Source organism: Enterobacter asburiae, assembly GCF_008080435.1.
In the GTDB taxonomy this organism is placed as follows: Bacteria; Pseudomonadota; Gammaproteobacteria; order Enterobacterales; family Enterobacteriaceae; genus Enterobacter; species Enterobacter asburiae_C.
On record NZ_VRKN01000001.1, the window covers coordinates 610,214 to 631,716 of the forward strand.

The 21,503-nt window shown below is 58.6% G+C and carries 20 protein-coding genes; 14 read left to right on the plus strand and 6 right to left on the minus strand.

What is annotated here, in order from left to right:
* Window positions 1-5: 5 nt before the first annotated feature.
* Genes fliI through fliF form a run of 4 tightly spaced genes read right to left on the minus strand, consistent with a single transcriptional unit; the run spans window position 6 to window position 4,723 of the window.
* Window positions 6-1,370 (minus strand): flagellar protein export ATPase FliI, encoded by a 1,365-nt coding sequence (gene fliI / locus FU672_RS02935; RefSeq protein WP_148242069.1) that lies wholly within the window; start codon window positions 1,368-1,370, stop codon window positions 6-8.
* Window positions 1,367-2,071, minus strand: coding sequence for a flagellar assembly protein FliH (locus tag FU672_RS02940; RefSeq protein ID WP_148242070.1), 705 nt, complete (start codon window positions 2,069-2,071; stop codon window positions 1,367-1,369). The genes fliI and FU672_RS02940 overlap by 4 nt, the downstream gene beginning before the upstream one ends.
* Window positions 2,058-3,044, minus strand: coding sequence for a flagellar motor switch protein FliG (gene fliG, locus FU672_RS02945; protein ID WP_148242071.1), 987 nt, complete (start codon window positions 3,042-3,044; stop codon window positions 2,058-2,060). The genes FU672_RS02940 and fliG overlap by 14 nt, the downstream gene beginning before the upstream one ends.
* Complete coding sequence (gene fliF / locus FU672_RS02950; protein WP_148242072.1) at window positions 3,044-4,723, minus strand: flagellar basal-body MS-ring/collar protein FliF; 1,680 nt, start codon at window positions 4,721-4,723, stop codon at window positions 3,044-3,046. Before fliF ends, fliG begins: the two co-directional genes overlap by 1 nt.
* Window positions 4,724-4,986: 263 nt before the next feature.
* Here fliF and fliE point away from each other — a divergent pair, with 263 nt between their 5' ends.
* The 9 genes from fliE (at window position 4,987) to aroQ (ending at window position 12,911) form a co-directional block, all read left to right on the plus strand.
* A complete protein-coding gene (gene fliE, locus FU672_RS02955; protein WP_148242073.1) occupies window positions 4,987-5,310 on the plus strand; it encodes a flagellar hook-basal body complex protein FliE in 324 nt (107 codons plus the stop codon).
* A gap of 16 nt (window positions 5,311-5,326) precedes the next feature.
* The gene (locus FU672_RS02960) at window positions 5,327-6,181 is read left to right on the plus strand and encodes a CheR family methyltransferase (protein ID WP_148242074.1); all 855 of its coding nucleotides are present in this window, start codon (window positions 5,327-5,329) and stop codon (window positions 6,179-6,181) included.
* On the plus strand, window positions 6,178-7,233 hold the full coding sequence (locus FU672_RS02965) for a protein-glutamate methylesterase/protein-glutamine glutaminase (protein ID WP_148242075.1): 1,056 nt from the start codon (window positions 6,178-6,180) through the stop codon (window positions 7,231-7,233). The genes FU672_RS02960 and FU672_RS02965 overlap by 4 nt, the downstream gene beginning before the upstream one ends.
* Before the next feature lie 12 nt (window positions 7,234-7,245).
* Entirely contained in the window at window positions 7,246-7,632 is a 387-nt protein-coding gene (gene cheY, locus FU672_RS02970) for a chemotaxis response regulator CheY (RefSeq protein ID WP_148242076.1), read from the plus strand.
* A 5-nt stretch (window positions 7,633-7,637) separates the two neighbouring features.
* Entirely contained in the window at window positions 7,638-8,276 is a 639-nt protein-coding gene (gene cheZ, locus FU672_RS02975) for a protein phosphatase CheZ (RefSeq protein WP_148242077.1), read from the plus strand.
* An 18-nt stretch (window positions 8,277-8,294) separates the two neighbouring features.
* Window positions 8,295-9,440, plus strand: a complete 1,146-nt coding sequence (flhB, locus tag FU672_RS02980; RefSeq protein ID WP_148242078.1) for a flagellar biosynthesis protein FlhB — start codon at window positions 8,295-8,297, stop codon at window positions 9,438-9,440.
* Window positions 9,440-11,530, plus strand: a complete 2,091-nt coding sequence (flhA, locus tag FU672_RS02985; RefSeq protein WP_148242130.1) for a flagellar biosynthesis protein FlhA — start codon at window positions 9,440-9,442, stop codon at window positions 11,528-11,530. The genes flhB and flhA overlap by 1 nt, the downstream gene beginning before the upstream one ends.
* On the plus strand, window positions 11,530-11,937 hold the full coding sequence (locus FU672_RS02990) for a flagellar protein FlhE (RefSeq protein WP_148242131.1): 408 nt from the start codon (window positions 11,530-11,532) through the stop codon (window positions 11,935-11,937). The genes flhA and FU672_RS02990 overlap by 1 nt, the downstream gene beginning before the upstream one ends.
* A 431-nt stretch (window positions 11,938-12,368) precedes the next feature.
* On the plus strand, window positions 12,369-12,911 hold the full coding sequence (gene aroQ / locus FU672_RS02995) for a gamma subclass chorismate mutase AroQ (protein WP_148242079.1): 543 nt from the start codon (window positions 12,369-12,371) through the stop codon (window positions 12,909-12,911).
* A gap of 65 nt (window positions 12,912-12,976) precedes the next feature.
* On the opposite strand, the gene FU672_RS03000 is transcribed toward aroQ, so the two are convergent.
* A complete protein-coding gene (locus FU672_RS03000; RefSeq protein ID WP_148242080.1) occupies window positions 12,977-13,363 on the minus strand; it encodes a DUF1090 domain-containing protein in 387 nt (128 codons plus the stop codon).
* A gap of 245 nt (window positions 13,364-13,608) precedes the next feature.
* Between FU672_RS03000 and mtfA the strand changes: the two genes are divergently transcribed.
* Window positions 13,609-14,406, plus strand: a complete 798-nt coding sequence (gene mtfA / locus FU672_RS03005; RefSeq protein ID WP_148242081.1) for a DgsA anti-repressor MtfA — start codon at window positions 13,609-13,611, stop codon at window positions 14,404-14,406.
* On the opposite strand, the gene FU672_RS03010 is transcribed toward mtfA, so the two are convergent.
* Window positions 14,403-15,614 carry an MFS transporter gene (locus tag FU672_RS03010; RefSeq protein WP_148242082.1) on the minus strand — a complete coding sequence of 404 codons (1,212 nt, stop codon included), beginning with the start codon at window positions 15,612-15,614 and terminating at the stop codon, window positions 14,403-14,405. The genes mtfA and FU672_RS03010 overlap by 4 nt on opposite strands.
* A gap of 138 nt (window positions 15,615-15,752) precedes the next feature.
* Here FU672_RS03010 and FU672_RS03015 point away from each other — a divergent pair, with 138 nt between their 5' ends.
* The 4 genes from FU672_RS03015 to FU672_RS03030 are packed head-to-tail and all read left to right on the plus strand — an operon-like array spanning window position 15,753 to window position 21,503.
* On the plus strand, window positions 15,753-17,495 hold the full coding sequence (locus tag FU672_RS03015; RefSeq protein ID WP_148242083.1) for an IucA/IucC family protein: 1,743 nt from the start codon (window positions 15,753-15,755) through the stop codon (window positions 17,493-17,495).
* Window positions 17,495-18,442: a GNAT family N-acetyltransferase gene (locus tag FU672_RS03020; protein ID WP_148242084.1), complete on the plus strand. Its 948-nt coding sequence runs from the start codon at window positions 17,495-17,497 to the stop codon at window positions 18,440-18,442. Before FU672_RS03015 ends, FU672_RS03020 begins: the two co-directional genes overlap by 1 nt.
* Window positions 18,439-20,181, plus strand: a complete 1,743-nt coding sequence (iucC, locus tag FU672_RS03025) for an IucA/IucC family protein (protein ID WP_148242085.1) — start codon at window positions 18,439-18,441, stop codon at window positions 20,179-20,181. The genes FU672_RS03020 and iucC overlap by 4 nt, the downstream gene beginning before the upstream one ends.
* The gene (locus tag FU672_RS03030; RefSeq protein WP_148242086.1) at window positions 20,178-21,503 is read left to right on the plus strand and encodes a lysine N(6)-hydroxylase/L-ornithine N(5)-oxygenase family protein; all 1,326 of its coding nucleotides are present in this window, start codon (window positions 20,178-20,180) and stop codon (window positions 21,501-21,503) included. Before iucC ends, FU672_RS03030 begins: the two co-directional genes overlap by 4 nt.

Genomic DNA, 21,503 nt, shown 5'->3' on the forward strand with positions numbered 1-21,503 from the left:
CCGGATTAGTCCCTGATGTCCGGGAATAGCCCGGACAGCGCGCTTACGGCGTCGTCATAACCGCTGCGTTCGTGGATCGCCTGGTGGAGGAAGGCCTCCAGCGTCGGGTAGCTGTCGATCGCCTGATCAAGCAGCGCGTCGCTGCCTTTGGCGTAAGCCCCGACGCTCACCAGATCGCGGTTACGCTGATACGCAGAAAGCAGCTGTTTGAAGCGTTGCACCTTGCGGTACTGAGCATGCGGGATCAGTTCGGTCATGGCTCGGCTGACAGAGGCTTCAATGTCGATAGCCGGATAGTGCCCCGCCTCGGCGAGACGACGTGACAGCACGATATGCCCGTCGAGGATCGCCCGCGCCGAATCGGCAATCGGATCCTGCTGGTCGTCCCCCTCCGTCAGTACGGTATAAAACGCGGTGATGGAGCCGCCCCCTTTCACCCCGTTACCGGTCCGTTCAACCAGCGCAGGCAGACGGGCAAAGACCGACGGCGGATACCCTTTCGTTGCAGGGGGCTCCCCAATCGCCAGCGCCACTTCACGCTGCGCCATGGCATACCGCGTCAGGGAATCCATGATCAGCAGCACGTTCAGGCCGCGCTCGCGAAAATCTTCGGCAATGCGGGTGGCATAGACCGCCCCCTGCATGCGCAAAACCGGCGAGACGTCGGCCGGAGCAGCCACCACCACCGCACGCGCCAGCCCCTGCTCGCCGAGGATATTCTCAATAAAATCTTTTACTTCACGGCCACGCTCGCCAATCAGCCCCACCACGATCGCATCGGCGGTGGTAAAGCGCGCCATCATGCCCAGCAGCACGCTTTTGCCGACGCCGGAGCCCGCAAACAGGCCCATTCGCTGGCCGCGCCCCACGGTCAACAGACCGTTGATGGCGCGCACGCCCACATCCAGCACGGTTTTAATCGGGTCACGGTGGAGCGGATTGAGCGTCGGGGTAAAGAGACCCGCGGCCGGTTTACCCGGTGCCGGGCGGCCATCCAGAGGACGCCCCTGGGCGTCGAGCACGCGGCCCAGCAGATGCGGGCCAACGGGAAGCTGTTTGCCGGAAGCGCTGGCGGTTTGCAGGGCATAGATTCGCGCCCCCGGCAGGATGCCGTCCACGTGTTCCAGCGGCATCAGAAACAGCGTCTGACCATTGAAGCCGACCACTTCGCTTTCAACCGGCATAATGCCCTGCTCCGTCTGGCGCTCAACGATGCAGAGCGCGCCAATCGGCAGCTTCAGCCCGACGGCTTCCATCACCAGCCCCGTGGCGCGTGTCAGCTTGCCGTACTGGCGAAAATCAGGCACCTGAGCCAGCTTCTCTTCCACCCGGTCAAGGACGGAGAGCCATTTTTTTAGCTGCTCGCTCATTGCGAAAGCTCCTCGCGCGCCAGGTGACAGAGCGCCTGCCAGCGCGTGTCCATGCTGGCATCCACCTCCGCGTCAGGCGACACCACGCGGCAGCCGCCCGCAGCGAGCTGTGCGTCGCGATGCAGCTCCCAGCCCATCGCCGTCAGCGTGTCGCCGAGCGCCTGCTCAACCGTGGCAAACGCCGCCGGACTGACATACAGCTTAAAGGTGCCGTGCAGCAGCACATCCTGCTGCATCAGGGTACGGATCTGGCTCACCAGCCCCTGATTGTCCGCCACGCTGGCGCTACCGTAGAGCTGCTGCACGGCGGTGAGCGCGAACTGTACCAGACGGCCGGGGATCAGGCTTTCGAGGTTCTCCAGCGCAAGCCTGAAGTGGGCGACCCACTGTTCCGCTTCACGCAGAAGCGCCTGCTGCTCCAGCCGCACCTGTTCGAGTCCCTGCGCAAAACCCGCCTCGCGTCCTTCTTTAAGACCCGCTTCGTGGCCCTGCCTGCGTCCCTCTTCCTGGCCCTGCTGCTGCCCCTGCGCAAAACCCTGCTGCTCCGCCTGTTTACGCAGGCGCGCCAGCTCGGCTTTCAGCTGTGCCTCGGACTGGGCGTTATCCAGCGTCGGCAGCGGGGTTTCAGGGGCTTCTCCCAGCAGATTTTCCGGCTGCCAGCTGTGCCACTCGTGGGTGTTGCTTTCCTTAAACGTAGGCATCGTCGCTGCCTCCAATCAGGATCTCGCCGGATTCGGCCAGGCGACGCACCACGTTGAGGATCGTCTTCTGCTCGGCTTCGACCTGCGACAGACGCACCGGGCCACGCGAGGCCAGATCGTCGGTCATCAGTTCGGCCTGACGACGGGACATATTGCGGAAGAACTTCATGCGCAGCGGCTCGTCGGCCCCCTTCAGGGCGATGATCAGCGTCTCGCTCTCGATCTCCTGCAGCAGGCGCTGGATGCTGCGGTCTTCCACATCCACCAGATTTTCGAACAGGAACATCTCGTCGATGATCTTCTGCGCCAGCTCGCCGTCGAACTCGCGTACCGCTTCGATGGCCGCCTCTTCCTGATGAGACTTCATCAGGTTGAGGATCTCTGCCGCCGGACGCACGCCGCCCATCTTGCTGCGCTTCAGGTTCTGGCCGTGGAGCAGGTTGTTCAGCACTTCCGTCAGCTCCTGCAGCGCGGCAGGCTGTACGCCGCCAAAGGTGGCGATACGCAGCATAATGTCGTTACGCTCGCGGTCGTCAAATTTGCCCAGCACGTCCGCCGCCTGGTTACGCTTCAGGTGGACCAGGATGGTAGCGATGATCTGCGGATGCTCCTCGCGGATCAGATCAAATACCGCCTGCGGATCCATAAAGTTGAGCGTTTCAATGCCGTTGGTACCCTGATGGGTGTCCAGCAGATCTTCCAGCAGCGACGAGGCGCGCTCTTCGCCCAGCGCCTTCACCAGCACGCTGCGCAGATAATCGTTGGTATTGAGGCTCAGCGCCGCGTATTCGCTGGAGTCTTTCTTAAACTCCTCCAGCACGCTCGCCATCTGGTCATGAGTAAAGCCCGCCATATTCACCATCGAGGCGCTGATCTGCTTCACTTCGTGGGCATTGAGGTGCTTGAACACCTCTGCGGCCAGGACATCACCCAGCGTCAGCATGACGATGGCGCTTTTTTCTGAGGCATTCATTATTTAGTCTCCTTACTCATCCACTGACGGATTACCAGGGCAATAACACGAGGCTCCTGCTCCGCCAGCTCACGCAGCTGCTGACCATTGAGTTCGGTATCCACACGCTGCTGGGCGCGATCGCGGGTGTTTTTCTCGGAAGCGCGTTTTTTCGCGGCCCGCTCTTCTTCGCGTGCCTCTTTTTCCATCTCCAGACGACGCAGCGTGGTCTCCTGATGACGGCTCCAGGCGGGCTGCACCAGCTTGCGCCACATCACCCAGGCGATAATCGCAATCACCAGATAACGGGCGATGGACATCAGCAGGGCATAGAAACGATCCTGCTCCCAGAACGGCGGTACAGGCTCTTCCACCACGCCGTTGAACGCGGAGTTGAGGATGTTGACGCTGTCGCCGCGCGTGGCGTTATAGCCAATGGCCTCTTTCACCAGGGCATTGATGCGGGTCAGTTCTGCCTCGCTAATCGGTCCCGGTTTGCCCTCTTCCCCCTGCGGCAGGTGGTTGATGACCACGGCGACGGACAGACGCTGAATGCGGCCCGCGTTGGATTTGGTATGGGTCAGCGTGCGGTCCACTTCGAAGTTGGTGGTTTCATCGCTGCGATTGTTATACGGCTGTGCGGGCTCACGGCTGGCACTGCTCCCGGAGGTGGTCTCTTTTTTCTCCTCCGCCGGGGTATTTAACGGCTGGGTGATCGGCGCTGTGGCTGGCGCTGGCGGCGTATTGCTCAGCGCCCCCGGAACGCCGCTGGCTCCCCGGCGGTTGCCCTGCTCAGAGAGGCTGGCCTGACGGCTGCGGATCGCCATTTTTTCCGGCTCGCTGTTCGGCTGATACTGCTCCAGCGTCTGCTCCTGCTCGGTGAAGTCAATCTGTGCCGTCACCTGCGCGCGAATGTTTTCATTGCCCACCAGCGGGGCCAGAATGCGCTGAATACGCTGCTGGTAGTCGCTTTCGATTTCGTTGGTGTATTTCAGGTGCGCCGTTTGCAAACCGCGCACGCCGCTTTGGGTCAGCAGGTTACCGCGCTGATCGACAATGGTCACACTCTCAGCCGAGAGCCCGGTGACCGCGCTGGAGATAAGATGGGTGATTGCCACCACCTGGCTGTCATCCAGGGAGCGCCCCTGCAGCAGATTAACGGTCACCGACGCGGTCGGTTTTTTCTGCTCGCGGACAAACATTGACGGTTTCGGCGTGGCCAGGTGCACACGTGCGCTCTGGATCGGGCCGAGATTTTCAATCGTACGCGCCAGCTCGCCTTCCAGCGCGCGCTGGTAGTTGACCTGCTCCGTAAACTGGCTGACGCCAAACTTTTCCTGGTCCAGCAGTTCAAACCCCACCGAACCGCCTTTTGGCAGCCCCTGCTGGGCCAGCTTCATGCGCACTTCATGCACCTGGGAGCCCGGTACCATGATCGCGCCGCCCGGCGTATCGATACGGTATGGGACGTTAAGCTGCGAGAGTTGGGCAACAATGGCACCGCCCTCTTCATCACTGATATTGCTGAACAGCACCCGGTAATCCGGCTCCTTCGCCCAGAACATTAACGCGATGATGACGGAAAGCGCCGCAGCGCCGCAAATCACCAGCAAAAGCTTCGGGCTGCCGCGAAGTGAGGACAGTAGCGATTTCATTCGCTCTGCCGGATTGTTCGTTAACTCATTTAGTGTGGCACTCATGCCGTATTCCTGTATGAAATAGCACGCATCAAGGATGCGCGTCAGCTCACGAAATTCGCGAGAGTGTTGTCGACGATTTCAAAATATAAGAATTTTTCAGGCGGGCATTATCGTCTGAATGACGTTTTTTTTAAGGACAAATAAGCTCAAAGTTCTGTCGGCTTATTGGATTTTCTGACGTTTTTATTCACGTGTTAAGCTGTCGACGTTTAAAAGATGTGCAAAGAATAGCGGTTTTTATCTTATTTAAAGGTAACTGAAAAATGTCAGCAACATTAATGCGTGGCGTACTTGATCAAATTCAGACTCAGGCGCAGCAGGTCAGCGGCCCGTCTAACCGGCTGCAGACGTCTCGCGGCGACGCCCCTTCCTTTTCGGATGTGTTATTTAACAGCATCAACGAAATAAATAAAACACAGGTTGAGGCGAAGAACAAGACCCAGCAATGGATGTCCGGCAGTAGCGATATCGGCCTGAATGACGTCATGCTGGCGATGCAGAAATCTTCTATTTCATTCAGTTTTGGTATGCAGGCGAGAAATAAAATGATCGGTGCCTATCAGGAAATAATGAATACTCCGGTTTAAGGTCCGCCCCCCCTCTATGAGTGAAATTAATAGCATTCCTGCACGTTTATCCCTGAATTCACTTTCATTGTCTGACGGCGAATTACAGCGGATTGGGAAATTAATCTATACGCGTGCCGGAATTGTCGTCAATGCCCAAAAACGAGAGATGATTTTTAATCGTCTTTCTCGTCGCGTGCGCATGCTGGCCTTTTCCAGCTTCAGCGATTACATCAACCTGCTTGAATCGCAAACGGAGCACCCGGAGTGGCAGAACTTTATCAACGCTCTGACCACCAACCTGACCTCCTTTTTTCGCGAGTCTTATCATTTTCCGATCCTCGCAGAACATGCGCGCCAGCACGGGAGCGGGTATCGCGTCTGGTGTACCGCCGCCTCTACGGGGGAAGAGCCGTGCTCTATCGCCATGACGCTGCATGACCAGCTGGGTCCCTCCGTTGCCGGGCCGCGCATCTGGGCGTCGGATATTGACACCGAGGTGCTGGCAAAAGCAGAGGCGGGGATTTATCGGCTGAGCGACCTGGATTCGCTGACGCTGGCGCAAAAGCGCCACTTTTTCCTGCGTGGCGCAGGCGACAACAGCGAATGGGTGAAAGCCCGGCGGGAACTGCTGTCGGCTATCCACTATCAGCAGCTTAATTTGCTGGATGAGAAGTGGTCCCTCCCGGGGCCGTTCAACGCCATCTTTTGTCGCAACGTAATGATTTACTTCGATGCAGCCACGCAGCAGCGTCTGTTGCAGCGTTTTGCGCGCCTGCTCAAGCCGGGCGGCCTGCTGTTTGTGGGTCACTCTGAACATTTTAGCCATGCCCATATTCCGCTGCGCCTGCGCGGGCAGTCGGTGTATGAACTGACGGAGACAACACGGTGAGCCCGATTCGCGTGCTGGCGGTCGATGATTCTGCACTTATGCGTAACATGCTGAGCGCAGTGGTTAATCAGCAGCCTGATATGGAAATGGTCGGCACAGCGCCGGACGCGTTTATCGCGCGCGAGCTGATTAAACAGCTGGACCCGGACGTGGTGACGCTGGATGTCGACATGCCCCGCATGGACGGGCTGGAGTTTCTCTCCCGCCTGATGCGTCTGCGCCCGATGCCGGTGATCATGATCTCCTCCCTGACCACGCGTGGTTCAAAGGCCACCCTTGCCGCACTGGAGCACGGTGCGGTCGATTTTCTGGCCAAACCGGAGCATCGCGGCGCGGGAAACATTGAAAGCTGGAGCCAGCAGGTCGTGGAGAAGATCCGCGTCGCGGCCCGCGCAAAGCTACTCCAGCGTAAGCAGAACGACACACCCGTCCTGGCGGGTATTCCCGTGCGCCAGCAGAGCATCATCGCCATTGGCTCGTCGACTGGCGGCACGGAGGCCCTGCGTCGGGTGCTGATGCCGTTACCGGTAAGCACGCCGGGGATCGTTATCGCCCAGCATATGCCCGCGGGTTTTACCTACTCGTTCGCCCAGCGCCTTGACTCACTGTGCCAGATTGCGGTGCGTGAAGCGCAGGATGGCGAACCGGTTCTGCCGGGAACCGCCCTCATCGCGCCGGGGGATCGGCATATGGAGATCATCGGCCATGACAATAGCTACCGGATCAGACTCAGCGATGCCCCGGCGGTCAACCGCCACCGCCCCTCTGTTGACGTGCTGTTCGATTCGGTCGCACGCCAGGCCAGTAAACATGCGAGCGCAGCCATTCTGACCGGCATGGGCGCGGACGGCGCACGGGGGCTGCTGCACCTGCGGCAAACCGGCGCTTTCACCCTCGCACAAAGCGAAGCGACCTGCGTGGTCTTCGGCATGCCCCGCGAAGCCATCGCCCTGGGGGCGGCGAAAAAGGTCATTGATCTTGACGATATCAGCCAGTGCTTGCTGGACAGTTTTCATTATAAAAAACAACCCCAAACCGACTCACGACGTTAAGGAGATTCACCCATGTCGGATAAAAATTTGCGTTTTCTGGTGGTGGACGATTTCGCCACCATGCGACGCATCGTACGAAACCTGCTGCAGGATCTGGGCTACAAACACATTGACGAAGCGGAAGACGGCGCTGACGCACTCAACAAGCTGCGTGCAGACAAATTCGACTTCGTGGTCAGCGACTGGAACATGCCGAATGTGGATGGCCTGGAGCTGCTAAAAACCATCCGCACCGATGCCGCCATGGCAACACTGCCGGTCCTGATGGTCACCGCAGAAGCGAAGAAAGAGAACATCATTGCGGCAGCGCAGGCAGGTGCCAATGGTTACATCGTGAAGCCCTTCACCGCCGCGACGCTGGAAGAGAAGCTGGGCAAAATTTTTGAAAAACTCGGGTAACCCTTATGAACACCCCGTTAAACATGCAGGCGGATAACGCCAAAGAGATTTTTGTCCGCATTGGACAGCTGACCCGCCTGCTGCGCGACAGCATGGCCAATCTTGGGCTGGAACAAGCGATTATGGAAGTGGCGGATGCCTTTCCCAATACCCGCGACCGCCTGAACTATGTGGTTGGCAAGACGTCTGATGCTGCCGATCGTGCGTTGACCAGCGTCGAAGTGGCGCGCCCGTTACAGGAAGGGATGAGCGAAAGCGCTTCCCGCCTCAGCGAGCGCTGGGATGCCTGGTTTGAAAACCCGCAGCCGCTGGATGATGCCCGTGAGCTGGTGAAAGCAACACGCGGTTTCCTGCGTGAAGTACCGGATGTCACGCAGCAGACCAACCGCCAGCTGACCGAAATCATGATGGCCCAGGACTTTCAGGATCTGACGGGTCAGGTGTTGCAGAGCCTGATGCACGTCATTGAAACGGTTGAGAAAGAACTGATCAGCGTGCTGGTGGAGAACATGAACGAGCGCGACATGGATGCCCTACCCGATGATGCGCACCTGAAGAACGGCCCGCAAATTGATACCAGCGCCGAAGGCATTGTCGCCTCTCAGGAACAAGTGGACGATCTGCTGGAGTCACTCGGCTTCTAATCACGCCGGGCTAATGCCATGTCAGAACAAAACGACAGCGAAAAAACAGAAGACCCCACACCCCACCGAAAGCAAAAAGCACGCGAAGAGGGACAGGTTCCCCGATCCCGTGAGCTGACGAGCGTTGCCATGCTGCTGGCGGGCTGGGGGCTGCTGGTGGCGGGCGGCGGGTATCTGGCTAAACAGCTGCAGCATCTGCTGCATAACGGGTTGACCTTCGATCGTCTGCTGGTCAGCGACCCTCAGCAGATGTTGCACCACGCCGCCTCGCTGCTGGGGATCGCTTTTCTGGCGATCCTGCCGTTCGTTGGCGGCCTGTTTCTTACCGCCGTTGCTACGCCGTCGATCATTGGCGGTCTGAACATCAGCGCCAAAGCGGTCAAATTTAACCTGAAAAAGCTCAACCCCCTCAGCGGAATCAAGCGCCTCTTCTCCGGGCAGATGGTGTCGGAGATGGTGAAGAGCATTCTGAAGGTGACGCTGGCAGGGATCGGCGGCGGGCTGTTTTTGTGGCTGAACAAAGCCCGGTTTATCAGCCTGGTGTTTGAGCCGCTGGGAATGGCGCTTGGCCATATCAGCGCCCTGCTGCTGGGCTGCATGCTGGTCATTATTTTATCGCTGATCCCGATGGTGGCCTTCGACGTGTTTTACCAGCTCTGGAGCAACTTTAAAAAGCTGCGCATGAGCCTGAAGGAAATCAAAGACGAATTCAAAAATCAGGAAGGCGACCCGCAGATCAAAGGTCGCATCCGGCAGCTGCAGCGACAGATGGCGCAGCAGCGCATGATGACCGATGTCCCCACCGCCGATGTGGTGGTGAATAACCCGACCCACTATTCCGTGGCCCTTAAGTACCAGGAAGGGGCGATGGGTGCACCGATGGTGGTTGCCAGCGGTAGCGGGCTGATTGCCCTGCGCATCCGCGAACTGGCTGAAGAGAGCCGGGTTCCCATGCTTGAGGCGCCGCCGCTGGCACGCGCCCTGTATCGCCATTGTGACCCGGGCAGCCCGGTCCCCGCCGAGCTCTATAGCGCGGTGGCAGAGGTCCTGGCCTGGGTATATGGCCTTAAGCGCTGGCGTAAAGGCTACGGCTTGCGCCCGTTAACCCCTAAAGATCTTCCTGTTCCGGCAGGAATGGATTTTGCACAAGAGAGTAAAGAGTGATGGCCAATATCGCCACCCGATTACGTTTACCCAACATGAAGGAAACCCAGTGGCAGGTTCTGGCCGGCCCGGTGCTGATCATGACCATCCTGGCGATGATGATCCTGCCGCTGCCGACCTTTGTGCTGGACCTGCTGTTTACCTTCAACATCGTACTGTCGATCATGATTTTGCTGGTCGCCATGTTTACGCAAAATACGCTGGAGTTTTCGGCGTTTCCAACGGTGTTGCTGTTCTCCACCCTGCTGCGTCTGGCGCTGAACGTCGCCTCCACGCGCGTGATCCTGATGAACGGGCATACCGGCTCGGAAGCGGCGGGTCAGGTAGTGGAAGCCTTTGGTCACTTCCTGGTGGGCGGAAATTTTGCCATCGGGATCATTGTGTTCATCATCCTGATCATCATTAACTTTATGGTGATCACCAAGGGTGCCGGGCGTATTGCAGAAGTGGGCGCACGCTTTTCTCTCGACGGCATGCCGGGTAAACAGATGGCGATTGACGCCGACCTGAATGCCGGACTGATCGGCGAAGAAGAGGCGAAACGTCGCCGTAAGGAGGTGACGCAGGAGGCCGATTTCTACGGTTCGATGGACGGTGCCAGTAAGTTCGTGCGCGGCGATGCTATCGCCGGGCTGCTGATTATGGCGATCAATATCATCGGCGGTCTGGTGATCGGCGTGATGCAGCACGACATGTCAGCGGGCGTGGCGGGTGAAACCTATACCCTGCTGACCATCGGTGATGGTCTGGTGGCACAGATCCCGGGGCTGGTGATTTCGACCGCTGCCGGTGTGGTGGTGACACGCGTCGCCAACGATCAGGACGTGGGCGAGCAGATGGTCGGTCAGCTGTTTACCTCCCCGCGCGTGATTGTGCTGGCGGCTGGCGTCATTGGCCTGCTGGGCCTGATCCCCGGTATGCCTAACTTTGTTTTCCTGCTGTTTACCGCGGCCCTGCTGGCCATCGCCTGGTGGCTGCGCGGCCGCGAAGGCGATGCGAAGAAAAGCACAGGCGTGCAGGCCGATGCCGATGCCGTGGAAGATGACGTGGCGCAGGTCAACGAGGCGACCTGGTCCGACGTACAAATGGAAGATACGCTGGGCCTGGAAGTGGGTTACCGCCTGATCCCGATGGTGGATCACGAGCAGCAGGGTCAGCTGCTGACCCGCGTGCGCGGTATCCGCAAGAAATTCGCCCAGCAGATGGGCTTCCTTCCCCCTGCGGTGCATATTCGGGACAACCTTGATCTGGCACCGACGCACTACCGCATCCTGCTTAAAGGGGTCAATATTGGTCACGGTGAAGTGCAGCCGGATCGCTGGATGGCGATCAACCCTGGCTGCGCAGAGGGCGAAGTCCCCGGCACGCCGTGTACCGAGCCGACCTTTGGTCTGCCGGCACTGTGGATAGATGAAGTTCACCGTGAACTGGCGCAGACGCTGGGTTACACGGTTGTTGACCCGAGTTCCGTGGTGGCAACGCATCTTAACCATCTCATCAGCACCCATACCGAAGAGCTGTTTGGCCGTCAGGAGGCTCAGCAGTTGCTCGATCAGATCACGAAGCAGTCCCCTAAGCTGGTTGAAGATTTGATCCCCGCGGTGATCAGCCTGACCACGCTACACAAGGTGCTGCAGAACCTGCTTGCCGAGCGCGTACCGATCCGCGACATGCGCACCATCATCGATACGCTGGCGGAGTTTGCCACCGCCCAGAGCGATGCCGATGAACTGACCACCCGCGTGCGTGCGCGCCTTTCCCGCGCCATTACCCAACAGTGGTTCCCGGGCGACGGCGATATTCAACTGATTGGGCTGGATTTGTCGCTGGAACAACTGCTGGTCCAGGCCACCCAGAGCGGCAGCGCCATCGAACCGGGCATTGCGGAGAACCTGATGAAGCAGACCGAACAGGCGCTGCAGCATCAGGAGGGATTAGGCGCGCCACCGGTGCTGCTGGTTAATCCGGCCCTGCGCTTGATGCTGTCGCGCTACCTGCGCCGCATTTTCCCGCAGATGGCGGTGCTGTCCAGCCAGGAGATCAATACCTCGCGCAACGTGCGGATGACGTATCTGATTGGAGGTAAATGATGATGAAAATAGGGCTTTGGCTGCTGCTGGTTTCGCCACTGGCCCTCGCGGCGGACGGTTCCTGGAGCGGCCAGAGCTTTGGCGGCACGATGACGCGCGGTCAGCAGGTATTGAAAAGCAAACCGGTAAAAAGCCCTTCTCCCCTGCCCGCGAGCGCTGTGGCATCACGTGTGAACTGGAAGATCACGCCCCATGGTCTTACCCCTGCCGGGTTTCGCATTCGCCTGTGCAGCGCGACACGTTGCGTGGCCTTACCCGGTTATGCCGGGGAACTGGCGCTGCCAGCTGGCATGCCGGCTGGCGGGCCGTTTCGTTTCGAGTATTATTCCATCGCGGGTGGTCGCCTCGACGCCCCGCTGACGGTACTGAGTAATCAGCTAACGGTGAGTTATCGTTACCGGGATTAATGGCGTGCTTTATCGGCGAACCGGTAAAGCACGCTTCACGCCTTAGAAAATAAACCCTGTTTTATCATCCCCACAGGATACAGCCATTGACAATAGAATCACCCTGCATAGCCAATGTACCATCCCATACATAAATCTCCCCGTCGCCCTTAAAAGAATATTCTTGCCCGGGCACCGGACTTTATTGATAAATTATGTCCTCGTCATGTTAGCAATAAGTTCAATATTTCAGATTTGAAATATTGACTCACAAATGCTTCCGATTCAGCGGATACGTCATTTCGTAAAAAATATATTCATTGCCATCCATCAATATACGCTCACAAATGCGCGTTCATTAGCGCAATGAAATATTGCCTTCCCACATACTCCTGCCAGAATAGTCTTTCACGCTGCCTGAAATATTTATTCCCCCTTTACGGAGAAGAGTAATGCGTTATCTCGCTATTGTTTTCACCTCATTTTTCATGTGCGGTTCTTCACTGGCTGCTTCTGTCACTGCCACCAGCATTCCCGATCTCGCCGATGCGATAAATCAGCGTTTCGAGGTGATGAAAGATGTGGCGGGGTATAAATTGATAAAGGGCCTGCCTGTGGAGGATTTGCCCAGGGAAGAAAAGGTGCTCAAACAGACCCAGCGTTTTGCCGAGGAGGCCAAGCTGGATCCTCTCAGTATTGAAGGCTATATTCATGCTCAAATGATGGTCAGCAAAGCCATTCAATATCGCTATCTGGATAGCTGGCGCATAAAACCCGAGAGCCACTGGCAGCCAAAATCCCTGCCGTCAGTCAGGGAGCATATCCTCGAGCTGGATAACCGTATTCTCGACCTGATTAGTCAGCAACTGCTGGCAGGCGGCGGTTTTAGCCATCAACAGACCGACATGCTCCGCCAGCTGCTCGACGGCAGGCAGATCTCCGCATGGGAAAAAACGCTGTTGATTGACAATATTGTTCGAATTACGCGTCGATAATAAGGCCACCTTGTCGCCTTATTATCAAACCGGTCAGATTTAAAATATTACCAGCGGATGGCTGATTATTTTGTTAATTCAGCTTCCGCTTCCTGCAGCTCAGCTTTGGCTTCCTCAAGCTTCGCCTGTTTTTTCGCAATCTTATCAGGGCGTCCTGATGCATTTGCCTCCTGAAGCTCCAGCTCCCGTTCGGTAATTTCCTGCTGCTTTTTACGCACCTGAGCCTCACGCTCTTTTTTCAGCGACGCATCAGTGCAGGTTGCAACCACTTCTGCATACGCTTTTTTTAACCCATCAACGCGATAGTCATTTCCATGGGTTTCGGCGTAGCGGATTTGTTGTTCAATGTTATGCTGTTTTGCCGCACACCCCGTTAACGCACGTTCTGCGTTTGCCGAAAGAGGCAATGCCAGGAGCATCGCTAACGTTAAAACTGATTTTTTATTCATCATTTTTGGTCTCCGTATTTATGACTTGATTCGCTTTAACTCTTTATTTCGGAGACTTAACGAATAACTAAAATTTTTGCTTAAGCAAGTGTGACTACTGTCGTTGAAGCGATATGGGATAAGTGCTTGAATAGCGGTGGAGCTCCGGCATCTTTCTGTTTTAGTGGTTGCCTTCATGCCGGGTTATTTGGCATGTTAGCAGGACTTCACCTTACCATTTTGTTCACGTGCGAGTAACGAGCAAAGCGATGATTAAGTGGCCCTGGAAATCGAATGAGGCTGGCCGGGATATGGCGCTGCCATGGGATGACGCGCTGACGATCCCTGTTCTGGCTAATCTTAAGCCGGATGAACAAGCGAAACTGGTTCAGCTGGCGGATCGTTTTTTACAGCAAAAACGCCTGGTTCCGCTGCAGGGTTTCGAACTCGATCCCCTGAAAAACGCGCGCATCGCCCTGCTTTTCTGTCTACCGGTGCTTGAACTCGGCATTGAGTGGCTGGACGGTTTCCACGAAGTGCTTATCTATCCCGCGCCGTTCGTGGTGGATGACGAATGGCAGGACGATATCGGGCTGGTGCACAACCAGCGCGTGGTGCAGTCCGGACAAAGCTGGCAGCAAGGGCCGATTATCCTGAACTGGCTCGACATTCAGGACTCCTTCGATGCGTCCGGTTTTAATCTGATTATTCATGAAGTGGCACATAAGCTTGATACCCGCAACGGCGATCGCGCCAGCGGCGTACCGCTGATCCCACTTCGCGAGGTGGCGGGTTGGGAGCACGATCTGCACGCGGCGATGGATAATATCCAGGATGAAATAGACCTGGTAGGCGAAAGCGCGGCCAGCATTGACGCCTATGCGGCAACCGACCCGGCTGAATGCTTCGCGGTGCTCTCGGAGTATTTCTTCAGTGCGCCCGAGCTCTTCGCGCCCCGTTTCCCGGCGCTGTGGCAGCGGTTCTGCCAGTTTTATCAGCAGGATCCCCTGCAGCGTCTACGGCAAAATGAGGAGTCTGGCGGTCATTCCTCCCGCCAGATCCATTAAGGTTTTTCAGCAGGGGGACGCTCGGTTGACCGTACCCCTATGCTCAACGCTAAAAACAGCAATGCCATTCCCCATGCGGCCACCGTCAAAGACTGCTCGCCGTAAAAGCGCGTCACCACGGGCACCAGCAGCGCGCTGACGCCGTAGCCTAACGTATGGCTGGTGGCGATGACGCCCGCCCCTTTCCCGGTGGTCAGCCGATCGTTCAGCAGCAGCTGATAGCCCGGTGTGGCCATCGCCGCCCCGAGTGAAGTGATAACAATCCCCACGTAGAACAGCGCTAAACCCGCGACAGACATCAGCCCAAGCCCTGCCACCATCAACACCGCCGCGATGCAGAGTAACGTCACCGGGGTGAAATGCTGCGGGCGGACCACCAGAAACTGCGCCGCGAGCGTGGCCAGCGCGGCCAGGCTCAGCAGAAACGCAACATGATGGCTGATATCCCGGGCATTGCCCTCCAGCAGGGGGCTAAGATGCGGTGACAGGCCAAGCTGCATCAGGCTTACCAGCGCCGCCAGCAGCAGCGCCAGCATCAGGAACGGCAGCATGGAGGCCTGCAGGCGGGTCGACTGGTGCGCCACCGGCGGCAGCGGCGGGTCCGCGACTTCGCGAAGCACCAGCAGCAGGGCGATTAACGGCGCAATCGCCATCAGCCAGAGCGGCGCCACCGGGCTGACGCTGAGCATCATCGCCGCCAGCGGCGGTCCAAGCAAACGTCCGCAGCTGAGGCCGGAACTTATCGTCGCCAGCGCCGCCATTCTTTTCTCCAGCCCTGCACGCTGAATAGCCCACGTCTGGGCCGCAGGCACCAGCCCTGAGACCGTCAGTCCGTAGAGCAGGCGTGAGAAGATCAGCCCCGCAAGCCCCCAGACCGTATCCAGCCTTCCGGCCGCCATCGCCCAGACCACCAGCGCCATGACGACGAAACTGGCCAGATAACCGCTCAGCGAGGCCACCATCACGGCCTTACACCCCCGCCGCTCGCTCTGGCGTCCCCACCAGGGCGATGCCGGTAAAAAGAGCATGGATCCAAACATCAACAGTCCGGCCCAGACCGAGAGTGACAGCCCGGTCAGGGTCACCAGCTGCGGGAGCATCACCAGCAGGCCGTTTTGCCCGATACCTAATAAACCTGCACATAACGCCAGGGGCCAGTTGGCTTTTGAGGTGACGTTTTCGGTCAATATTTCAGAGTCAGTGCGCATGAGAATGTGAACATAGTGTCAATAAATGTGTGGAAATCATGAAGTTTATGAAAACAAATATTGCAAAAATGGTTGCGACTGTAAACAGAATGAATATCATAACGAGAATTATTATCAATCATGGAATGAGGTACATCTATGCGTGCTCTGCCCCGCTCTGCCGGTACAGACGTTGCAGCCCAGTGTTTTTTAAACGCCCTGTTGCGCGAAACGAAGGACTGGCGCTATCTCCCCGCTACCGCTGCGGATGCGTTACCGGACATTCATATTCCGCTGTCCCACACCCAGGCGCTTCGGGTTCCGGTACGCTATTTCTCTCCCACCCAGCATCATCAGTACCGTTTCCCGGCAACGCTTATTCAAAGCAACAGTGATGACGGTGACGCCGTCACATTTGATCAACTGGTTGATTTAATTCTTGAAAAGCCGACAGTAAAAGGCTCGCTGGATGCCGATACGCTGGCGCGTTTTAAGCAGCGCGTCCTCGAAAGCCATGCGCACACCTGGCAGGCGATCGATCTGCGCCACAGCTGGGCAACCCTGCGAGATAAGCCGTTGACGTTTGCCGACGCGGAACAGGCGCTGCTGGTCGGCCACGCGTTTCACCCTGCACCGAAGTCGCACGAGCCGTTCAACGAAACCGAGGCGCGTCGCTATCTGCCCGATTTCGCCTCCCGCTTCCCGCTGCGCTGGTTTGCCGTTGAGAGCGCGCTCGTTGCCGGCGACAGCCTGAACGTCTCCCTGCGTGAACGTCTGCTGCGTTTCGCGGCCCAGAGCGCGCCTGAACTGCTCGGCCACTTCACCGACACCCGCTGGCTGCTGCCGATGCATCCGTGGCAGGCCGATTATCTGCTGGAGCAGGACTGGTGCCAGCGTCTGGCGGAAAACGGTTCATTGCAGGACCTGGGCGAAGCAGGCGCGCAGTGGCTGCCTACCAGCTCCTCCCGCTCGCTGTACAGCGAAACCAACAGCGACATGATTAAGTTCTCCCTCAGCGTGCGCCTGACCAACTCCGTGCGCACGCTGTCGGTGAAAGAAGTTAAGCGCGGTATGCGCCTGGCGCGCCTGGCGAAAACGGAACGCTGGCAAGAATTACAGTCACGCTACCCGACCATGCGCGTGATGCAGGAAGACGGCTGGGCGGGGCTGCGTGACGAAAGCGGCGGTATTCAGGAAGAGAGCCTGATGGCCCTGCGCGTCAACCTGCTGTTCGATACGCCAGACACCCAGACCAACGTGCTGGTGAGCCTGACCCAGGCCGCGCCGGACGGCGGTGATAGCCTGCTGGCCTCCGCGGTACGCCGTCTGAGTCAGCGTCTGGATTTACCGCTCGCCCAGGCCGCCCGCTGCTGGCTGGACGCCTATTGCGACCGCGTATTACTTCCGCTGTTCAGCGCCGAGGCGGACTACGGTCTGGTCCTGCTGGCGCACCAGCAAAATATTCTCGTTGAGATGCAGCAGGATTTCCCCGTCGGGCTGATCTACCGCGACTGCCAGGGCAGCGCATGGACCGAAGGAGCCGATGCGTGGCTGAAAGAGGCAGGCGAGACTGAGGTGGAAAACCGCTTCGGTGAGAGCCAGCTGCTGCGCTATTTCCCTTATTACCTGCTGCTGAACTCTACCCTTGCCGTCACCGCCGCCCTCGCCGCAGCAGGTTTCGACGGCGAGGAGAACCTGATGTCCAGGGTGCGCGACGCGCTGACGGAACTGCGCCGCACGGCGAAGCAGACCCGCTGCCTCGACTACGTGCTGGACAGCCCGACCTGGAACTGCAAAGGCAACTTCTTCTGCTACCTGCACGATCGCAATGAAAACACTATCGCCGATCCGGCGGTGATCTATTTCGACTTTAGCAACCCGTTTTACAAGGAGAAGGCGTAATGGCAATCGCGAATATCGTCCATTCCGGCTATGGCTTTCGCTGCACCGCAACGGATCGCGCGCTGCCGCTGACGTTAGGTCTCGACGGCAGCGCGGTGCTGGAGCGTCTGAATGGGATCCCGGATGGCTGGCTGGTCGAAGCACTGGATCAGCTGTTTGTTGCCGCACCCGCGCTGACCGGCATTACCCTGCCGTGGGCGACCTGGCAGGATGAACCTCAGGCGCAGGCGCTGTTTAGCCAGGTCCACGGGGATTATCTGGCACGCGAAAGCTTCTGGCAGCTGCCGCTGTGGCTGAAAGGCGAACAATCACAGGCCAGCGGCGGGATGCAGTTTGATGAGAGCCGTCAGCTCTATTTCCCGTTGCGTCCTCACCGCCCGCAAGGCGAAGTGTACCGTCGTTACGATCCACAAATTAAGCGCACCCTGAGCTTCCGCGTGGCCGACGTGGCGCTGGACGGTGAACGATTCACTCAATGGATGAACAACCCGCGCGTGAACGCCTTCTGGGAGATGGCGGGCCCGCAGGCCGAGCAGGAAAACTACCTGCGCCGTCAGCTTGACTCGACGTACTGCTACCCGGTTATCGGCTGCTTCGACGACCAGCCGTTCGGCTATTTTGAGCTCTACTGGGCACCGGAAGACCGCATTGGCCGCCACTACCGCTGGCAGCCGTTTGACCGTGGGCTACACATGCTGGTGGGCGAAGAAAACTGGCGCGGCGCGCAGTACATCCGCAGCTGGCTGCGCGGCCTGAGCCACTATCTGTATCTCGATGAACCGCGCACCACGCGCATTGTCGCCGAGCCGCGCTTCGACAACCAGCGCCTGTTCCGCCATCTGGCATCCGTCGGTTTTGACACGATGAAAGAGTTCGACTTCCCGCACAAGCGCTCGCGCCTCATCATGAGCCAGCGTCACCGCTTTTTCAGCGAGGTGGAACTGTGAACGCGCTCTGGCAGAAAGTGAACCGCGAGATGGTGGCGAAGATCCTCGCCGAGCTGGAATACGAACGCACCCTGCGCGCTGAGCCGGTTTCGTCGGACGTCTGGCGCATCACCATGGGCAACGAGTCCTGGCAGTTTCGCGCCACGCGCGGGATCTGGGGCTGGCTGCATATCGACCCGGACAGCCTGACCACCGCCAGCGGCGATGCCGTCGAAGCGGAAAGCGCGCTGCTTCAGCTGGCGGCGGTGCTGGAGATGAGCGACGCGCAAACGGCAGAGCACATGGAAGATCTCTACGCCACGCTGCGCGGCGACATGCAGCTGCTGCAGGCGCGTGAAGCGCTGGACGCGGACGCGCTGATCCACCTCGACCCTGACGAATTACAGTGTCTGATGAGCGGTCACCCGAAGTTTATTTTCAACAAAGGTCGCCGCGGCTGGGGGCTGGACGCGCTGAGCCAGTACGCGCCTGAGTATCGCGGACGTTTTCGTCTGCACTGGGTTGCCGTTCAGCGGGAGCATCTGGTCTGGAGCAGCGACGCTGATTGCGACCTCAATACTCTACTGGCCAGCGCCATGGACAACGCCGAGCGCGCCTGCTTTGACGCCCGCTGGCAGGCGCTGGGTCTCGACGACGGCTGGCTGCCCGTGCCGCTGCACCCGTGGCAGTGGCAGCAGAAGATCGCCATTCATTTCCTGGCGCAGCTGGCGCGCGGTGAGATGGTTGAGCTGGGCGAATTTGGCGATGAGTATCTGGCGCAGCAGTCCCTGCGCACGCTCACCAACGCCAGCCGTCGCGCGCAGTATGACATCAAGCTTCCGCTGACTATCTACAACACCTCCTGCTATCGCGGCATTCCAGGCAAGTACATTGCTGCCGGGCCGCTGGCCTCGCGCTGGCTGCAGCAGCAGTTTGCCACCGACGCCACGCTGATCCGCTCTGGCGCGCAGGTGCTTGGCGAACCCGCCGCCGGCTATCTGTCGCATCAGGGTTACGCGGCTCTGCCGAAAGCGCCCTACCGCTATCAGGAGATGCTGGGGGTGATCTGGCGCGAGAACCCGTCCTGTTATTTAGAGGACGGCGAACAGGCGGTGCTGATGGCGGCGTTAATGGAAACCGACAATGCAGGGCGCCCGCTGATCGACGCGTGGATTAAACGCTCGGGGTTAAGCGCCGAAGCGTGGCTGGAAAAGCTGTTTGAGGCAACGGTGATCCCGTTCTATCACCTGCTCTGCCGCTACGGCGTGGCGCTGATCGCCCATGGCCAGAACGTGACGCTGGTGATGAAGGATTACGTCCCGCAGCGCATCCTGCTGAAAGATTTCCAGGGCGATATGCGCCTGGTGGATGAAGACTTCCCGCAGGCGCAGAGCCTGCCGGAGCAGGTGAAAGCCGTCACGGCGCGCCTGAACGCGGATTACATTATTCACGACCTGCAAACCGGTAACTTTGTCACGGTGCTGCGTTTTATCTCGCGTCTCACTCTGCAATGCGGCGTGAGCGAAACGCGCTTCTACCAGATTCTGGCCGGGGTATTACGGGGTTATATGGCTGCGCACCCGGATCTGGCAGAACGCTTCGCCAAATTCGATCTCTTCAAGCCGCAGATTATTCGCGTGATCCTCAACCCGGTCAAACTGACCTTCTCCGAACACGACGGCGGCAGCCGCATGCTGCCGAACTACGTTACCGACCTTGATAACCCTCTTTTTCTCGCCTCCCGGGAGTCAGCGCAATGAAAACCTATGATTTCATCGGCATTGGTATTGGCCCGTTTAACCTCAGCATCGCCGCTCTGGCCGAAGGGCTGGACGGTTTTAGCTCGCTGTTCCTTGAGCGTAAACCGCACTTCTCCTGGCACCCGGGGATGATGGTGCCGGACTGCCACATGCAGACCAGCTTCCTGAAAGACCTGGTCAGCGCCGTGGAGCCAACCAACCGCCACAGCTTCCTGAACTACCTGGTGCAGCGCAAAAAGTTCTACCGCTTCCTGACGACCGAACAGCGCACGGTTTCTCGTGAGGAGTTTGCGGACTACCTGTGCTGGGCGGCGGAAAACCTCACCAACCTGTCCTTCAGCCAGCAGGTGCAGCAGGTGAGCTTTGATGAGAAAAGCGGCCTGTTTGAGGTGGTGACCCAGCGCGACCGCTTCCTGGCGCGCCACGTCTGCGTGGGGATTGGCAAACAGATCAACCTGCCTGACTGCGTCACCGTGCAGGACGATACCTGCTTCCACGCAAGCGAGATGATGCTGCGCACGCCGGATCTTACGGGCAAGCGCGTCACCGTCGTCGGCGGCGGCCAGAGTGGCGCCGATCTGTTTTTGAATATCTTCCGTGGCGAATGGGGCCAGCCGCTGAGTCTGAACTGGGTATCGCGCCGCAATAACTACAACGCGCTGGATGAAGCCGCCTTTGCTAACGAGTATTTCACGCCGGAGTACGTGGACAGCTTCTCCACGCTGGGTGAAGAGGCCCGTCGTCAGATGCTGCACGAGCAGAAGATGACGTCCGATGGTATTACGACCGAATCCCTGCTGGCGATTTACCGCGCCATGTACCACCGCTTTGAAGTGCTGCGTGAAAAACCCTGGGCGCATCTTCTGCCGTCCCGCTCGGTGACGGCACTGACGCGCCAGCAAAACGGACATTGTCTGAGCCTACAGCATCACCTCGACGGCGGCCGCGAGCAGCTGGAGAGCGACGTGGTGATTTTCGCCACCGGCTACCGCGCCGTGCAGCCCGCGTTCCTCGCGCCGCTGTCTCACCGCCTGCATCTGGATACGGACGAAGCTTTCTGCATCAACAACGATTTCACCCTCGAATGGGATGGCCCGCAGAGCAACCGCCTGTTCGCCGTGAATGCCGGGATGCACCGTCTCGGCATTGCCGAACCCCAGCTCAGCCTGATGGCCTGGCGCGCGGCGCGGATCTTGAATCGCGCGCACGCTGACGAGCCGTTTGAACTGGCCACCACACCCGGCGTTATCCACTGGCGCACCACCGCCAGCCCGGACAGCAACCCAGCTTTTAAATCGTTAGCAAAAACCACCGAGTACTGA

Excerpts from the sequence above, each read along its gene's own strand:
- fliI (WP_148242069.1), bottom strand. The coding sequence starts at position 1,370 with ATGAGCGAGCAGCTAAAAAAATGGCTCTCCGTCCTTGACCGGGTGGAA.
- FU672_RS02940 (WP_148242070.1), bottom strand. The coding sequence starts at position 2,071 with ATGCCTACGTTTAAGGAAAGCAACACCCACGAGTGGCACAGCTGGCAG.
- fliG (WP_148242071.1), bottom strand. The coding sequence starts at position 3,044 with ATGAATGCCTCAGAAAAAAGCGCCATCGTCATGCTGACGCTGGGTGAT.
- fliF (WP_148242072.1), bottom strand. The coding sequence starts at position 4,723 with ATGAGTGCCACACTAAATGAGTTAACGAACAATCCGGCAGAGCGAATG.
- fliE (WP_148242073.1), top strand. The coding sequence starts at position 4,987 with ATGTCAGCAACATTAATGCGTGGCGTACTTGATCAAATTCAGACTCAG.
- FU672_RS02960 (WP_148242074.1), top strand. The coding sequence starts at position 5,327 with ATGAGTGAAATTAATAGCATTCCTGCACGTTTATCCCTGAATTCACTT.
- cheY (WP_148242076.1), top strand. The coding sequence starts at position 7,246 with ATGTCGGATAAAAATTTGCGTTTTCTGGTGGTGGACGATTTCGCCACC.
- cheZ (WP_148242077.1), top strand. The coding sequence starts at position 7,638 with ATGAACACCCCGTTAAACATGCAGGCGGATAACGCCAAAGAGATTTTT.
- flhB (WP_148242078.1), top strand. The coding sequence starts at position 8,295 with ATGTCAGAACAAAACGACAGCGAAAAAACAGAAGACCCCACACCCCAC.
- flhA (WP_148242130.1), top strand. The coding sequence starts at position 9,440 with ATGGCCAATATCGCCACCCGATTACGTTTACCCAACATGAAGGAAACC.
- FU672_RS02990 (WP_148242131.1), top strand. The coding sequence starts at position 11,530 with ATGATGAAAATAGGGCTTTGGCTGCTGCTGGTTTCGCCACTGGCCCTC.
- aroQ (WP_148242079.1), top strand. The coding sequence starts at position 12,369 with ATGCGTTATCTCGCTATTGTTTTCACCTCATTTTTCATGTGCGGTTCT.
- FU672_RS03000 (WP_148242080.1), bottom strand. The coding sequence starts at position 13,363 with ATGATGAATAAAAAATCAGTTTTAACGTTAGCGATGCTCCTGGCATTG.
- mtfA (WP_148242081.1), top strand. The coding sequence starts at position 13,609 with ATGATTAAGTGGCCCTGGAAATCGAATGAGGCTGGCCGGGATATGGCG.
- FU672_RS03010 (WP_148242082.1), bottom strand. The coding sequence starts at position 15,614 with ATGCGCACTGACTCTGAAATATTGACCGAAAACGTCACCTCAAAAGCC.
- FU672_RS03015 (WP_148242083.1), top strand. The coding sequence starts at position 15,753 with ATGCGTGCTCTGCCCCGCTCTGCCGGTACAGACGTTGCAGCCCAGTGT.
- FU672_RS03020 (WP_148242084.1), top strand. The coding sequence starts at position 17,495 with ATGGCAATCGCGAATATCGTCCATTCCGGCTATGGCTTTCGCTGCACC.
- FU672_RS03030 (WP_148242086.1), top strand. The coding sequence starts at position 20,178 with ATGAAAACCTATGATTTCATCGGCATTGGTATTGGCCCGTTTAACCTC.